The organism is Rhizobium indigoferae (assembly GCF_034554815.1).
Taxonomy (GTDB): Bacteria; Pseudomonadota; Alphaproteobacteria; order Rhizobiales; family Rhizobiaceae; genus Rhizobium; species Rhizobium leguminosarum.
This window is the reverse complement of the sequence record NZ_CP140638.1, coordinates 100,875-115,032: the sequence shown is the minus strand read 5'-3', so window position 1 is coordinate 115,032 and position 14,158 is coordinate 100,875. Positions and strand designations below refer to the sequence as shown.

Here is a 14,158-nt window from a genome sequence, read left to right as displayed (position 1 = left end):
AGGAAAGATGGTTTTGCAGGATCCCATCGTCATCGTCGGTGCAGCGCGCACACCGATCGGCAGCTTTCAGGGAGAGCTGAAGGAGGCGACAGCGCCGGAGCTCGGAGCGACAGCGATTCGCGCAGCGCTGCAGCGCAGCCGCATCGCAGCCGAGGCGATTGAGGAGGTCATCTTCGGCTGTGTCCTGCCGGCCGGGCAGGGGCAGGCGCCGGCGCGCCAGGCGGCGATCCATGCCGGTCTGCCCTTCGCGACTGCAGCGAGCACCGTCAACAAGATGTGCGGCTCAGGCATGAAGGCCGCGATGATGGCGCATGACCTGATTGCCGCCGGCAGCGCCTCAGTGGCGATTGCAGGCGGCATGGAAAGCATGACGAATGCGCCCTATCTTCTTGACAAGGCCCGTGGCGGCTACAGGCTTGGCCATGGGCGTATCGTGGATCACATGTTTCTCGACGGGCTGGAGGATGCTTATGACAAGGGGCGCTTGATGGGCAGCTTCGCGGAGGATTGCGCCGAGGCCTATCAGTTCACGCGCGAGGCACAGGACAACTACGCCATCGCCTCGCTGACGCGGGCGCAGAAGGCGATTGCCGAAGGCTGTTTCGAAAGCGAGATCGTACCGGTCACGGTGAAATCCGGCAAAGCCGAGCAGGTGGCGAGCCGCGACGAACAACCCGGCAAGGCGAAGCTCGACAAGATCCCGACGCTGAAGCCCGCCTTCCGCGACGGCGGCACGGTGACCGCCGCCAATTCCAGCTCGATTTCCGATGGTGCGGCAGCCCTGGTGCTGATGCGCCGCTCCGAGGCGCAGCATCGCGGCTTAAAGCCGCTTGCCACCATCCTTGGCCATGCCACGCATTCGCAGGCGCCCAATCTTTTTGCCACCGCACCGATCGGCGCGTTGCAGAAGTTGTCCGATCGCACCGGCTTGCCGTTGTCGGAGGTCGATCTGTTCGAAATCAACGAGGCTTTTGCCGTCGTCGCCATGGCGGCGATGCGCGATCTCAACCTGCCGCATGAAAAGGTGAATGTGCATGGCGGCGCCTGCGCGCTCGGCCATCCGATCGGCGCCTCGGGGGCCCGGATTCTGGTAACGCTGCTTGCAGCACTGGAGCGGTACGACCTGAAGCGCGGCATGGCCGCGCTCTGCATCGGCGGCGGCGAGGCGACCGCCGTTGCCATCGAACGGCAATAGGAAAGGGAGAGAACAGATGATCCTTTCCGACCTCCAGCAGCAGATCTCAGATCTCGCGCGCGACTTTGCCCGTGACCGGCTGGCGCCGGGGGCGGCCAAACGCGACCGGGAGCATCTCTTCCCGCGTGAGGAACTGAAGGAGATGGGTGAACTCGGGCTGCTCGGCATGCTGGTGCCGGAAGCCTATGGGGGATCGGATACCGGCGTGGTCGCCTATGCCGCGGCGCTGGAGGAAATTGCCGCGGGTGACGGGACGTGTTCGACGATCATGAGCGTGCATAGCTCCGTCGGCTGTGTGCCAATCCTGAAATTCGGTACCGAGGAGCAGCGGCAGCGCTTCCTGCCGAAACTGGCCAGCGGCGAATGGATTGGCGGCTTTGCGCTGACCGAGCCGCAGGCCGGTTCCGATGCCTCGAACCTGAAGACCAGGGCGCGGCGTGACGGTGACCACTACGTGATCGACGGCTCCAAGCAATTCATCACCTCGGGCAAGAACGGCGATGTCATTATCGTCTTTGCCGTTACCGATCCCGATGTCGGCAAGAAGGGCATCACCGCCTTCATCGTGCCGACGGATACGCTGGGCTACGAGGTGATCCGCGTCGAGGAAAAACTTGGGCTGCATTCCTCCGATACCTGCCAGATCGCCTTCAACAGCATGCGCATTCCGACAGAACTCAGGCTCGGTGCGGAAGGCGAGGGCTATCGCATCGCGCTCGCCAATCTCGAGGGCGGGCGGATCGGCATCGCGGCGCAGGCCGTCGGCATGGCGCGGGCGGCCTTCGAGGCCGCGCGCGACTACGCCAGAGAGCGCACGGCCTTCGGCAAGCCGATCTTCGAGCATCAGGCCGTTGCTTTCCGCCTTGCCGATATGGCGGTGCGGATCGAGGCGGCCCGGCAACTTGTTTTTCATGCCGCCTCGCTCAGGGAGGCCGGGCTGCCCTGCCTGTCGGAAGCCTCGATGGCGAAGCTCTTTGCCTCCGAAATGGCCGAGCGCGTCTGCTCCGACGCGATCCAGATCCATGGAGGCTATGGCTACATGGCTGACTATCCGGTTGAGCGAATCTACCGCGATGCGCGCATCTGCCAGATCTATGAAGGAACGAGCGACGTGCAGCGCATGGTGATCGCCCGAAATCTATAAGGACCACATCCGGCCCTGCTTCTGGAGGAGGAGCAAGGACGGCAAAGGGAGGAAAGAAAAAGCATGGTGGATTCCGCTCGGTTGAGCCTGCATGTTCCCGAACCCGCCGTTCGCCCCGGCGGTCAGCCCGATTTTTCCAACGTCAAGATTGCCAAGGCCGGTTCGGTGCCGCGGCCGGAGGTGGATGTCGCATCCGAAGATATCCGCGACCTTGCTTATTCCATCATCCGTGTTTTGAATCGCGAAGGCGAGGCGGTCGGTCCCTGGGCAGGGTCGCTCTCCAATCAGGAGTTGCTGACCGGGCTTCGCAACATGATGAAGCTGCGCGCCTTCGACGCCCGCATGCTGATGGCGCAGCGGCAGGGCAAGACCTCCTTCTATATGCAGCATCTCGGCGAAGAGGCCGTCAGCTGCGCCTTTCGCAAGGCGCTCGAGAAGGGAGACATGAATTTCCCGACCTATCGCCAGGCAGGCCTGCTGATTGCCGACGACTATCCGATGGTCGAGATGATGAACCAGATCTACTCGAACGAGAGCGATCCCCTGCGCGGCCGGCAACTGCCGATCATGTATTCCTCCAAGGAACATGGCTTCTTCACCATCTCGGGCAATCTCGCCACCCAATATGTGCAGGCCGTCGGCTGGGCAATGGCCTCGGCGATCAAGAATGACAGCCGCATTGCCGCGGCCTGGATCGGCGACGGATCGACGGCGGAATCGGATTTCCACTCGGCGCTCGTTTTCGCCTCGACCTACAAGGCGCCGGTCATCCTCAACATCGTCAATAATCAATGGGCGATCTCCACCTTCCAGGGCATCGCCCGCGGCGGCTCCGGCACCTTCGCTGCCCGCGGCCTTGGCTTCGGCATTCCGGCGCTGCGTGTCGACGGAAACGACTATCTCGCCGTCCATGCCGTCGCCAGCTGGGCGGCGGAGCGCGCGCGGCGCAATCTCGGCCCGACGCTGATCGAATATGTGACCTATCGCGTCGGCGCCCATTCGACCTCCGACGATCCGAGCGCCTATCGGCCCAAGACGGAATCGGAGGCCTGGCCGCTCGGCGATCCCGTGCTGCGGCTGAAGAAACACCTGATCGTCAAGGGCACATGGTCGGAGGAGCGGCATGTACAGGCCGAAGCCGAAATCATGGACGAGGTGATCGAGGCGCAGCGCCAGGCAGAGGCGCATGGCACGCTGCATGCCGGCGGCAGGCCTTCGGTGCGCGACATTTTCGAGGGCGTCTATGCCGAGATGCCGCCGCATATCCGCCGCCAGCGGCAGAAGGCGGGGTACTGACATGGCCAGAATGACGATGATCGAGGCGGTGCGCAGCGCCATGGACGTCTCGATGGCACGCGACGACAATGTCGTCGTTTTCGGCGAGGATGTCGGCTATTTCGGCGGCGTCTTTCGCTCGACGCAGGGGCTGCAGGCAAAATACGGCAGAACGCGCTGCTTCGATACACCGATCAGCGAATCCGGCATCGTCGGCACGGCGATCGGCATGGCGGCCTATGGGCTGAAGCCCTGTGTCGAAATCCAGTTCGCCGATTACATGTATCCCGCCTATGACCAGCTGACGCAGGAGGCGGCGCGCATCCGCTACCGTTCCAACGGCGATTTCACCTGCCCGATCGTCGTGCGCATGCCGACCGGCGGCGGCATCTTCGGCGGCCAGACGCACAGCCAGAGTCCGGAGGCACTTTTTACCCATGTCTGCGGGCTGAAGGTGATCGTGCCGTCCAATCCCTATGACGCCAAAGGCCTGCTGATCGCGGCGATCGAGGATCCCGATCCTGTCATGTTCCTGGAGCCGAAGCGGCTCTATAACGGCCCCTTCGATGGCCATCACGAGCGGCCGGTGACGCCCTGGTCGAAACACGACCTCGGAGAAGTGCCGGACGGCCACTACACCATCCCGATCGGCAAGGCTGAGGTGCGCCGCATGGGATCGGCGGTGACGGTGGTTGCCTACGGCACCATGGTGCATGTGGCGCTTGCCGCAGCCGAGGATGCCGGCATCGATGCCGAGGTGATCGACCTCAGAAGCCTGCTGCCGCTCGATCTCGACACGATCGTCAACTCGGTCTCGAAGACCGGTCGCTGTGTCGTCGTGCATGAGGCAACCCTGACCTCCGGCTTCGGCGCCGAAGTCGCGGCGCTGGTGCAGGAGCATTGCTTCTATCATCTCGAAGCGCCGGTCGTGCGCGTTGCCGGCTGGGACACGCCCTATCCGCATGCGCAGGAGTGGGACTATTTCCCCGGTCCCGGCCGTGTCGGGCGGGCGCTTGCCGAAGTCATGGAGGCTTGAGCCATGGGCGAATTCATCATCAAGATGCCCGATGTCGGGGAGGGGGTCGCCGAGGCCGAGATTGTGGAATGGCAGGTGAAGACGGGAGATCCCGTCCGCGAGGACATGGTGATCGCCGCCGTCATGACCGACAAGGCCACCGTGGAAATTCCGTCTCCCGTCAATGGCACCGTCATATGGCTTGCCGGCGAGGTCGGAGACCGCATCGCGGTCAAGGCCCCGCTGGTGCGGATCGAGACGGCGGGAGATGTCGGCGAGGCTCAGCCCATGCATATCTCGCAGACGCCGCTTGCCGAAACGCACAGAGCCGAGATTGCAAGACCTGCTCCGGCAGCGCCAGCCCCTGCGGCGGCGCCAGTGCCGACGGCGGCGCCGGCGGAAAAGCCGCTTGCCGCTCCCTCGGTGCGGCTCTTTGCCAGGGAAAGCGGTGTCGATCTCAGGCAGGTGCAGGGTACAGGACCGGCGGGGCGTATCCTGCGCGAGGATATCGAGCAATTCCTGACTCCTGGAACCGCTCCTGCTGCGGTCAAGAACGGTTTTGCCAAGAAGACGGCGACCGAGGAGATCAAGCTGACCGGCCTGCGCCGCCGCATCGCCGAGAAGATGGTGCTTTCCGCCTCGCGCATCCCCCACATCACCTATGTGGAGGAAGTGGATATGTCCGCGCTTGAGGAGTTGCGCGCCACAATGAACGGCGATCGCAGGCCAGATCATCCGAAGCTGACGGTTCTGCCCTTCCTGATGCGGGCGCTGGTCAAGGCCATTTCCGAGCAGCCTGACGTCAACGCCACTTTCGACGACGATGCCGGCATCATCACGCGCTATGGTGCCGTACACATCGGCATCGCCACGCAGACGCCGGCCGGTCTGACCGTGCCGGTGGTCCGGCACGCGGAAGCTCGCGGCATCTGGGATTGCGCCGCCGAGATAAGCCGGCTGGCGGAAGCGGCGCGATCGGGTACTGCGACACGCGATGAGCTTTCCGGCTCCACCATCACAATCAGCTCGCTCGGCGCGCTCGGCGGCATCGTCTCGACACCCATCATCAATCATCCCGAAGTGGCGATCGTCGGCGTCAACAAGATCGCCACACGACCGGTCTGGGACGGCACGCAGTTCGTGCCGCGCAAGATGATGAACCTCTCCTCCAGCTTCGATCATCGCATCATCGACGGCTGGGATGCGGCAAACTTCGTGCAGCGCATCCGCACGCTGCTCGAAACGCCGGCGCTCATTTTTATCGAAAGCTGAGATCCATGAAAGAGATCGTCTGCAAGCTCCTCGTCATCGGCGCCGGTCCGGGCGGTTATGTCTGCGCCATTCGCGCCGGGCAGCTCGGCATCGATACTGTTATCGTCGAGGCCGGCAAACCGGGCGGCACCTGCCTGACGGTCGGCTGCATTCCCTCCAAGGCGTTGATCCATGCGGCCGAGGAATTCGATGCGACGCAAAGAATGCTTGCCGGCAAGAACCCGATGGGCATCCGCGTCGAGGGCGCCTCGATCGATCTCGGCAGGACGATTGCCTGGAAGGACGGTATCGTCGGCCGGCTCACAGGTGGTGTTTCGGGGCTGCTGCAGAAGGCACGAGTCAAGATCGTCCACGGCCGCGCCCACTTCCGCGACGGCAAGACGGTGGAGGTGGAGACGGAAATAGGCCAACAGATCATCCGCGCCGAGACGGTGGTGATCGCCACCGGTTCGGATCCGGTGGAGCTTGCGAACCTGCCTTTCGGCGGCCGCGTCATTTCCTCGACAGAGGCGCTATCGCTGACAGAGCTGCCGAAAAAGCTCGTCGTGGTCGGCGGCGGTTACATCGGACTGGAGCTCGGGACGGCTTTTTCCAAGATGGGGTCTGATGTGACGATCGTCGAGGCGACGCCACAGGTGCTGCCGCAATATGATGCCGAGCTGGTGCGGCCCGTCATGCGCAAGCTGACTGAAGGCGGTATCCGGGTGTTGACCGGCGCGAAGGCGATCGGTCTTGCCGACAATGGCGAGGCGTTAATCGTCGAAACGGCTGATGGCCGCCAGCAGTCCCTGCCGGCGGACCGCATTCTCGTCACCGTCGGGCGCCGTCCAAGAACCGCAGGGTCAGGTCTCGAAGAGCTCGATCTTGATCGTGCCGGCCCTTATCTGAGGATTGATGATCGTTGCCGCACGTCCATGCGCGGCATCTATGCGATCGGCGACGTGACCGGTGAGCCGATGCTTGCCCATCGGGCCATGGCGCAAGGGGAGATGGTGGCGGAAATCATCGCCGGGAAGAAGCGAGCCTGGGACAAACGATGCATCCCAGCTATCTGCTTCACCGATCCGGAGATCGTCAGCGCCGGCCTGTCGCCGGCGGAAGCGAAGGCGCAAGGTTATGAGATTCGCACCGGCCAGTTTCCGTTCAGCGCCAACGGGCGGGCGATGACGATGCTATCCGAAGAGGGCTTCGTGCGCGTCGTGGCCCGCGCCGACACCAATCTCGTGCTCGGCCTGCAGGCGGTGGGAGCCGGGGTCTCCGAGCTCTCGGCAGCTTTTGCGCTGGCCATCGAGATGGGTGCACGCCTGGAAGACATAGCCGGCACCATCCACGCACATCCGACCCGCAGCGAAGCGGTCATGGAGGCGGCGCTGAAAGCTTTGGGGGCCGCCCTGCATATCTGAGTTACGCCTGGCTCCGGGCACTGAAGATCCGGGAAGGCGCCGTGCTCGGGGGGAGTGTCTTGTTGGATTCATCCACGTCGGCCAGGGGCAAGTCGCTTCTTTACTATAGGTTGCTTAGATTATGAAATGCTCGTTTTACATGTAAACCTGGCATAATCAGCATTATGGAACCTCGCCTTTTGCGGCAACCCTTTGGCGGCAACGTTTGGCAGTTCGATTGAACTCGTGCGCATCAACGGTCAGAAAGGCTGGTTGTGGAGAGCGGTTGATCAGGACGGATATGTGCTCGATGAGATCGTCCAGACGCGAAGTTACATCAAGGCGGCCAAGTGCCTGCTGACGCGATTTCTGAACAAGCAACCCACGCCGCCAAAGCGTGTGATCACCGACAAATTGCGCTCCAACACAGGGCGGCTAAACGCCAGCTCATGCCGAACGTGGAACACCGCTCGCATAAGCACGCCGACCGGCGACGAAATTATCCTTCGTGCACGAAAAGCCGAGGGCGCGGTCGCAGGAAGCTCCGGCGGCCTTTTTTCCAACCGATGAGCGCGGGCGCGATGGTCGCAACGGCTTCGGCAGCCGACGGGGCGTCGAAGAGGACGACATCTGCCCCGCTACCGATCGCAATGCCGTAGCCCTTTATTCCCAGGAGGGTGGCTGCCTGCGCCGTGATCATGGCGAAGACGCCGTCGAGGCCATCGGTGGTGCCGATCTGGGCAATGTTCGCGTAGAGATTGGCCATGCGCATCAGGTTGACGTCGCCGAAGGGCGTGAACGGATTGAGGACATTATTGGTGGAGATGGTCGTCACGACACCGAGTGCTGCCAGGCGATGAGCGGGTGTCACGCCGCGAGGGATGAGAAAGGTCGAATTGCGGCCGGTCAAGAAGAGATCGGTGGCCGGCAGGACGGTCAGCGCGATGCCGCTCTCGGCGAGACGGCGGCCGATCGGCTCCAGCTCTTCCAGCGGCAGGGCCGAGAGCTTGGTGACGTGGCCGACCGAGACGCGCCCCTGGTATCGGCGCGCGACGGTCTCGACGATAATGGTCGGAAGATCAGAGCCTGCAGGGTCGAGATCGAAATCGAGGTGGAAATCAACGGCGACGTCATGGCGCATGGCGATGTCAAAGATGCGACGGATGTGTTCGGTCGGCTCGGGATCGGTGTAGGGGCAGCCTCCCACCAGATCGGCGCCCGCCTTCAACGCTTGTTCCAGCATCTCTTCCGTATCGGGATCGTTCGTCAGGCCCTCCTGGGCAAAGGCGCAGATTTCGATGTCGACGAGGCTGGCATAATCCGCCTTCAGACGCCTGATCGCCTCGAAGGAGCGGAACCCGGCGCGTGGGTCGATCTCGACGAAGGTGCGCAGGCGGATGGTGCCGTTGAGGATCGCCATTTCGACGACCGCGGCAGCACGGGCATAGACGTCTTCCTCGGTGAAGGCCGCCTTGGCCCGGGAGGTTTCGCTGATGGCTTCCGCGAGTGTCCCGGTGCAGAGATTGCAGCGACTGATGATCCCGGCCTTGTCGAGGTGGATATGGGTTTCGATGAGACCTGCACAGGCAAATTTTTCCCCGGCATCATAATGCGGCGCATCGCAGACGAAACCAGGCGCGATCGCCGCGATGCGGCCCGCCTCGAAGGCGATGTCGGTCGGTTCAGTCAAGCCTGCCAGTCGGGCGTTGCGGATGACAAAGTCGATCGCCATGGAGCCTCCTCAGACTGACAGAAGAAAATTGCGGGCGACGCGATTGTGATCGGCTATCAGCGCCTCGATGTCGACACCCGCAGGCATTCCGTCGGCGACGCGCCATTCGCCTGCGATCATCACACGGTCGGCCGTGGTGGCGCCGCAGAGCACCAGGGCGGCCAGCGGATCGCCGGCACCAGAGAAACGCAATTCGTCGAGCCTGTAAAAGCCCAGATCCGCCTGACGGCCCAGCGCGATGCTGCCGATATCGTCGCGGCCAAGCAGCTTTGCCGAGCCAGCGGTTCCCCAGCGAAGCGCGTCGATATGGGTGACGGCTTCAGCGCCGTAGCTGAGGCGGTTCAGCATCAGTGCATGGCGCACGCTTTCCATCAGGTTGGAGTTGTCGTTGGAGGCCGAACCGTCGACGCCGAGACCGACCGGCGCGCCTGCTGCTTCCAGCTCGCATGTGCGGCACATGCCAGAAGCAAGCACCATGTTCGAGGTCGGGCAATGACAGATGCCGACGCCGTGCCGGCCAAGCTCGGCGATCTCGGCATCATCGAAATGGATGCCGTGAGCAAGCCAGGTGCGGGTATTCAGCCAGTTGCAACGGTCGAGATATTCCACCGGCGTGCAAGCAAATTTGCTGCGGCAATATTCTGCTTCCGTCCTGGTCTCGACCAGATGGGTGTGGAGCCGGCAATCATAGCGTTCAGCCAGTGCTGCTGTTTCGCGCATCAGCTCCAGCGTGACGTCGAAGGGGGCGCAGGGTGCCAGCGCCACCTGCACCATCGCCCCTTCGAAGCGGTCGTGATAACGCCGAAGCACACGCTCGCTGTCGGCGAGGATCACGTCGTCGTCCTGCACGACATTGGCGGGCGAAATGACACCCTGCTGGTCTTTGATGTTGAGACTGCCTCGCGTCAGCGTGATGCGCATGCCGAGGCGAGCTGCCTCCTCGGCCTCGACATCCATCGCGTCTTCGAGGCCGGCGGCGTAGAGATAGTGGTGGTCGGAGGTGGTGGTGCAGCCGGAAAGCAGGAGCTCGGTCAATGCGAGACGGACGGCAAGACGGAAGGCTTCGGGCGTCATGTGTTTTGCCCAGATCGGATAGAGCGTGCGGATCCATGGCCACAGCGACTTGTTGATCGCAGCCGGATGGGCGCGCGTCAGGGTCTGGAACATATGATGATGGGCGTTGACGAGACCCGGAATGACGATGTGCCGGCCGGCGTCGAAGCGCGCATCGACGGAGTCTGCGGGCTGCCGTCCAGCCGTGACCAGTTCAACGATACGGCCATTCTCGACGACGATGCCGCCCCCAGCGCCCTCGGCCATGATGGCGAGCGGTGATTGAATCCAGAGACGACCCTTCATCGGTGGTTCTCCCATGCGCACTGCATTGACGGAAAAAATCAGACGATCAGCCGGCCACCACGGGCGATGATGGCGCCCCCGCGGAAGACGGTACGATCGAGAGGACGGGCAGCGACGGCCTCTGCCAGCGACGCGGCAGGCAAGATGTTAAAATCGGCGGGCGAGCCGGCCTGAAAGGAGCCGACGGGGCGGCCGAGGATCTCGGCCGGCGCCTGGGTTGCCAGGCGGAAGGCCGCTGCCAGATCCTCATCCGAACGAAGATCCTGGCGATCACAGAGAATGCCGACACGCTCCAGCATATCGCCATTGCCGAAGGGCGACCAAGCGTCGCGGATATTGTCGTTGGCACAGAAGCACCGGACGCCGGCGGCGGCAAGCCGCTTGACTGGCGGCATGGGCACGGGTCCTGGGGCGCTGGTCATGATCGCTACGCCCGACCTGGCGAGTACTGCGGCGGTGCGGCCGAAATCGGCATCCCCCAACTCGCCGAGGCAGAAGGCGTGGCTGACGACCACTTTTCCTTCGAGACCGAGCGCTACTGTGCGGTCGGCGATCTGGCGCAGCTCGAAAGCGCCGAGCGCGCCGCTGTCATGTAGATGGATATCAAGCCCGACGCCGTATTTGCCGGCGACGGCGAAGATCGCATCGAGATGGCCGGTCACGTCGTTATCGATGCCGGCAGGATCAAGGCCGCCGACGAGATCAGCGCCGGCGGCGATCGCCGCATCGAGCAGCCCTGCGGTGCCGGGATCGCGGAGCACGCCGGATTGCGGGAACGCAACGGTCTGGATATCGACGAGATGACCATGGCTCTGCTTCAGCGAGAGCACGGCCTCCAGACCCTTCAGGCCAACTTCGGTATCGATATCGACGTGGCTGCGCACGGAGAGCGTTCCATAGGCTGCGAGCCTCTCCAGCAGGGCGCCGCCGCGGGCTTCGACCGATAAAGACACCGTGCGCCGCAGGGATTTTTCCGCCTCGATGCGCTTGGCGACGGTATCGCCGGGGATATGCGGGATGAAAGGCAGTCCGATCAGGGTCTTGTCGAGATGAATATGACCGTCAACGAAAGGATGGCAAAGCAGGCCGCCGGCAGCATCAAACCGCGGCACCGCGGGGTCGATGCCGGCCGCCGCATTCGGACCGATCGCGGCGATCCGGTCATTGGCCAGAATGAGCGAGACGATCGCGCCGGCTTCGGTCCTGGCATTTTCGATTACGAGGCTCGGCGTCATCAATCCTTCCATCATCCGCTATGCGATCAGCCCAACCCTGCACGCCGCAACGACGCGATAGAGGGGATCCTTCCAAACCTCTTCCTCCTGCAAGGCGGAAAAAACCAGGCTGACATCGTGTTCGTCGTCCGAAGCGATCGCGGCGCGTTTGATCTCTGCCCAGACGGGCGCCTCTCGACTGCGCATTTCTTCCAGCGCCTCGGCGGTGGGAAGTTCTGGAAAGCCGATCTTCGGCACCAGCGAGGCAATCACCTGCCAGAAAGCGCGGTAAAAGGGCTCGGCATTTTCCAGGTGCAGAGAGACGAGGCGCAGCCAATGCAGGCCAGTGACGGAATGGAGTGCGGAGAAATCCATGGTTCCGGCGAAGAGCGCAAGCGAAGTCGCGGCCATTCGGCGCGGCGTAGCTGCGCCGAAAGCCAGGCGATCGATAACAGGACGGAAGCCCGGAAGGGCAGCGACAGCGCGGATATTATGCCAGAGCAGATCCGTTTCCGGCGCATAATCGCGGATGCCTTCGATATTGCTGACATCGGCAAGCACCCTTCCAGGATCGTCCGTATCGGGAGCGGTGCCGGTCGCGGGGGGAAGCGGCAGATAACAGGCCGCCCAATAGCCAAGCGCGGTGCCGACCTCCTCGTTGTCCTTTTTGAGGACACCATAAGCAAGACGCATCAGCGGATGCATGGCGCTGCCGGCAAGGCCGTTCACCATGGCAGGCAGGTAGGTTCGGATAACGGCATCAATGCCGAGCCGGTGGGTTTCGCCGATGAAGAAGGCGCGGTAATCCGTCTCGCGGGTGCGGTCGCCAAGCGCCTCGGCCCAGGCTGCCCTGATAATCGGAGCAACCGGCGGCGGCATCGGCTGAAGCTTGTGGCTGTCGCGATACTGCTCGTACCACTGATCCAGCCGTTCCGGCGAGGCACCGAGGCGATCAAGCGCGATCAGCACCATTGGAATATGGTTGGCGAGGAGGTAAGGAAATTCGACACTGTCCTCGCGCGCGCGCGAAAGGATGGTCTCCAGTCCGGAAAATTGAACGGCGGCGGCCTGTCTCATGCCAAAACCTCTCTTGATGTCGTGACGTCATCGTCTATGCCAGGATCGAAATGCGGTTCGTCATAGGCGGCCAATGCTTCAAGATACCGGTTGGAGTCCTCGATGAACAGCGCTTTCACCAGGGCACCGACGATGCGCGGCACGCCGTATTTGAGACCAGTGACGCCATTGCTGATGGGGCCGAGGCTCGCCAGCGCGCCGGCATTGAACATATGGATGCGCGAGACCCAGCCGGCTTCAGCGTGTCTCGGCATAAGTTCGAAACCAGGACCGAGATAGGGATGGTCGGCAAGCATGGTATTCTCTTCTCCCTGCGGCGGCTGGAAACGGTCCTTCCAAAGTGCTGCGGCCTCGGTAAGGCTGGCAAGCTCGGGCCTGAGCGCGAAATTAATCTCGTAACCGGTGCCCAGCAGAAGGTGATCGGCGTGGAAGATGTCATTTGCGGTCGTCAGCCTGATCTTGCCGCCGTCCATCGAGAGTTCGCCGACGCCACAGCCGAGTTGCATGGTAAAGCCAGGGTGGCGGCAGGCTCGGTCATACTGCTCCTGCGTCGGCGGCACCTTGAAATTGAAGTAGAGGTGGGCGAAGCGCCAGCGCTCCAGATCAGGCAGGTCGGCGAAATGGCCGAGGAAGCCGGGGAAGTTTGTCCAGGCGAGAACCTCCGTGCGCGGCAGATCGGCGCTCCGCGCAAACATGGTCACCTTTCTGGCTCCTGTCTCCAGGGCCGCCACCGCCCAGTCGAAGCTCGACGTGCCGCCGCCAAGGATTGCGACATCCCTAGCCTCGAGGAAATCGATCGGGATCGGCTCATTGCTATGCGTCCAGGTGGATTTCGGCAGCGTCTTGACCATCGCGGGTATGCGCGGACCGCCGCAGCCGTCGATGCCGGTCGCCATCACCAGATGGCGGCAGGTAATCGTACGGCTGGTGCCGTCACCCTTTGTCAGCGTGAGAGCAAGTTCGCCCCCCGCCGGATTTATCGAGGAAAGCATCGTGCCGTTTTCGACGTCGATACCGACAGTCCTTCGAAACCAGACGAGATAGTTCATCCAGTCCTGGCGGCTGATCTTGTCGAGCGCCTCCCAGGCCTCCGTGCCGTTCAGCGCTTCATACCAGGAACGCAACGTCAGGCTGGGGATGCCGAGATCCGGGCCTGAGAGATATTTCGGCGACCGCAGCGTCTGCATGCGGGCGCAGGTCACCCACGGACCTTCGCGACCTTCCTCGCTCTGATCGATAAGATGCACCGAGCGGATGCCGCGCCGCTTCAAAGCAAAAGCAATCGACAGCCCGGAGAAGCCGGCACCGCAGATGACGATGGAATGGAAATCGTCTCTGTCCTCGTCGGCGAGCGCCGGCCAGTCTGCGCCGAGCGCTTCGATGCGCGCCATTTCATCATGTGCGCGGCATTCCAGCTCTTTCAGTCGCTCGTCCGGCGTAGTCGTCATCGATGGGCAGCTCGTGCAACAGTAAAGCAATCGTCACTCCCTGCT

At 62.9% G+C, this 14,158-nt stretch carries 11 protein-coding genes and 1 pseudogene; 7 read left to right on the top strand and 5 right to left on the bottom strand.

Translation table 11 applies throughout. From position 1 onward, the window contains the following. The first annotated feature begins 7 nt into the window (after positions 1 to 7). The 7 genes and pseudogenes from U5G49_RS33080 to U5G49_RS33050 all read left to right on the top strand — a co-directional run. Positions 8 to 1,195 (top strand): acetyl-CoA C-acyltransferase, encoded by a 1,188-nt coding sequence (locus U5G49_RS33080; RefSeq protein ID WP_193445905.1) that lies wholly within the window; start codon positions 8 to 10, stop codon positions 1,193 to 1,195. Between the two features lie 16 nt (positions 1,196 to 1,211). Next, positions 1,212 to 2,339, top strand: a complete 1,128-nt coding sequence (locus U5G49_RS33075; RefSeq protein ID WP_193445906.1) for an acyl-CoA dehydrogenase family protein — start codon at positions 1,212 to 1,214, stop codon at positions 2,337 to 2,339. A 63-nt stretch (positions 2,340 to 2,402) separates the two neighbouring features. Continuing rightward, a complete protein-coding gene (locus U5G49_RS33070) occupies positions 2,403 to 3,635 on the top strand; it encodes a 3-methyl-2-oxobutanoate dehydrogenase (2-methylpropanoyl-transferring) subunit alpha (RefSeq protein WP_193445907.1) in 1,233 nt (410 codons plus the stop codon). 1 nt (position 3,636) lies between these two features. Beyond that, positions 3,637 to 4,650 carry an alpha-ketoacid dehydrogenase subunit beta gene (locus tag U5G49_RS33065; protein ID WP_182564149.1) on the top strand — a complete coding sequence of 338 codons (1,014 nt, stop codon included), beginning with the start codon at positions 3,637 to 3,639 and terminating at the stop codon, positions 4,648 to 4,650. 3 nt (positions 4,651 to 4,653) lie between these two features. Next, entirely contained in the window at positions 4,654 to 5,901 is a 1,248-nt protein-coding gene (locus tag U5G49_RS33060) for a dihydrolipoamide acetyltransferase family protein (RefSeq protein ID WP_193445908.1), read from the top strand. A gap of 5 nt (positions 5,902 to 5,906) precedes the next feature. Continuing rightward, entirely contained in the window at positions 5,907 to 7,304 is a 1,398-nt protein-coding gene (gene lpdA, locus U5G49_RS33055) for a dihydrolipoyl dehydrogenase (protein WP_193445909.1), read from the top strand. A gap of 222 nt (positions 7,305 to 7,526) precedes the next feature. Continuing rightward, positions 7,527 to 7,777, top strand: a pseudogene (locus U5G49_RS33050) (DDE-type integrase/transposase/recombinase); the annotation flags it as partial. A gap of 5 nt (positions 7,778 to 7,782) precedes the next feature. On the opposite strand, the gene U5G49_RS33045 reads toward U5G49_RS33050, so the two are convergent. Genes U5G49_RS33045 through U5G49_RS33025 form a run of 5 tightly spaced genes read right to left on the bottom strand, consistent with a single transcriptional unit; the run spans position 7,783 to position 14,113 of the window. Continuing rightward, on the bottom strand, positions 7,783 to 9,015 hold the full coding sequence (locus tag U5G49_RS33045) for an amidohydrolase family protein (RefSeq protein ID WP_193445910.1): 1,233 nt from the start codon (positions 9,013 to 9,015) through the stop codon (positions 7,783 to 7,785). 9 nt (positions 9,016 to 9,024) lie between these two features. After that, positions 9,025 to 10,374: an 8-oxoguanine deaminase gene (locus U5G49_RS33040; protein ID WP_193445911.1), complete on the bottom strand. Its 1,350-nt coding sequence runs from the start codon at positions 10,372 to 10,374 to the stop codon at positions 9,025 to 9,027. Between the two features lie 38 nt (positions 10,375 to 10,412). After that, the gene (locus tag U5G49_RS33035) at positions 10,413 to 11,609 is read right to left on the bottom strand and encodes an amidohydrolase (protein WP_193445912.1); all 1,197 of its coding nucleotides are present in this window, start codon (positions 11,607 to 11,609) and stop codon (positions 10,413 to 10,415) included. 18 nt (positions 11,610 to 11,627) lie between these two features. Beyond that, a complete protein-coding gene (locus U5G49_RS33030; RefSeq protein WP_193445913.1) occupies positions 11,628 to 12,665 on the bottom strand; it encodes a questin oxidase family protein in 1,038 nt (345 codons plus the stop codon). Further along, positions 12,662 to 14,113 carry an FAD-dependent oxidoreductase gene (locus tag U5G49_RS33025; RefSeq protein ID WP_193445914.1) on the bottom strand — a complete coding sequence of 484 codons (1,452 nt, stop codon included), beginning with the start codon at positions 14,111 to 14,113 and terminating at the stop codon, positions 12,662 to 12,664. The genes U5G49_RS33030 and U5G49_RS33025 overlap by 4 nt, the downstream gene beginning before the upstream one ends. Between the last annotated feature and the right edge of the window lie 45 nt (positions 14,114 to 14,158).

Excerpts from the sequence above, each read along its gene's own strand:
- U5G49_RS33040 (WP_193445911.1), bottom strand. The coding sequence starts at position 10,374 with ATGAAGGGTCGTCTCTGGATTCAATCACCGCTCGCCATCATGGCCGAG.
- U5G49_RS33035 (WP_193445912.1), bottom strand. The coding sequence starts at position 11,609 with ATGACGCCGAGCCTCGTAATCGAAAATGCCAGGACCGAAGCCGGCGCG.
- U5G49_RS33065 (WP_182564149.1), top strand. The coding sequence starts at position 3,637 with ATGGCCAGAATGACGATGATCGAGGCGGTGCGCAGCGCCATGGACGTC.
- U5G49_RS33070 (WP_193445907.1), top strand. The coding sequence starts at position 2,403 with ATGGTGGATTCCGCTCGGTTGAGCCTGCATGTTCCCGAACCCGCCGTT.
- U5G49_RS33025 (WP_193445914.1), bottom strand. The coding sequence starts at position 14,113 with ATGACGACTACGCCGGACGAGCGACTGAAAGAGCTGGAATGCCGCGCA.
- U5G49_RS33030 (WP_193445913.1), bottom strand. The coding sequence starts at position 12,665 with ATGAGACAGGCCGCCGCCGTTCAATTTTCCGGACTGGAGACCATCCTT.
- U5G49_RS33045 (WP_193445910.1), bottom strand. The coding sequence starts at position 9,015 with ATGGCGATCGACTTTGTCATCCGCAACGCCCGACTGGCAGGCTTGACT.
- lpdA (WP_193445909.1), top strand. The coding sequence starts at position 5,907 with ATGAAAGAGATCGTCTGCAAGCTCCTCGTCATCGGCGCCGGTCCGGGC.
- U5G49_RS33060 (WP_193445908.1), top strand. The coding sequence starts at position 4,654 with ATGGGCGAATTCATCATCAAGATGCCCGATGTCGGGGAGGGGGTCGCC.
- U5G49_RS33075 (WP_193445906.1), top strand. The coding sequence starts at position 1,212 with ATGATCCTTTCCGACCTCCAGCAGCAGATCTCAGATCTCGCGCGCGAC.
- U5G49_RS33080 (WP_193445905.1), top strand. The coding sequence starts at position 8 with ATGGTTTTGCAGGATCCCATCGTCATCGTCGGTGCAGCGCGCACACCG.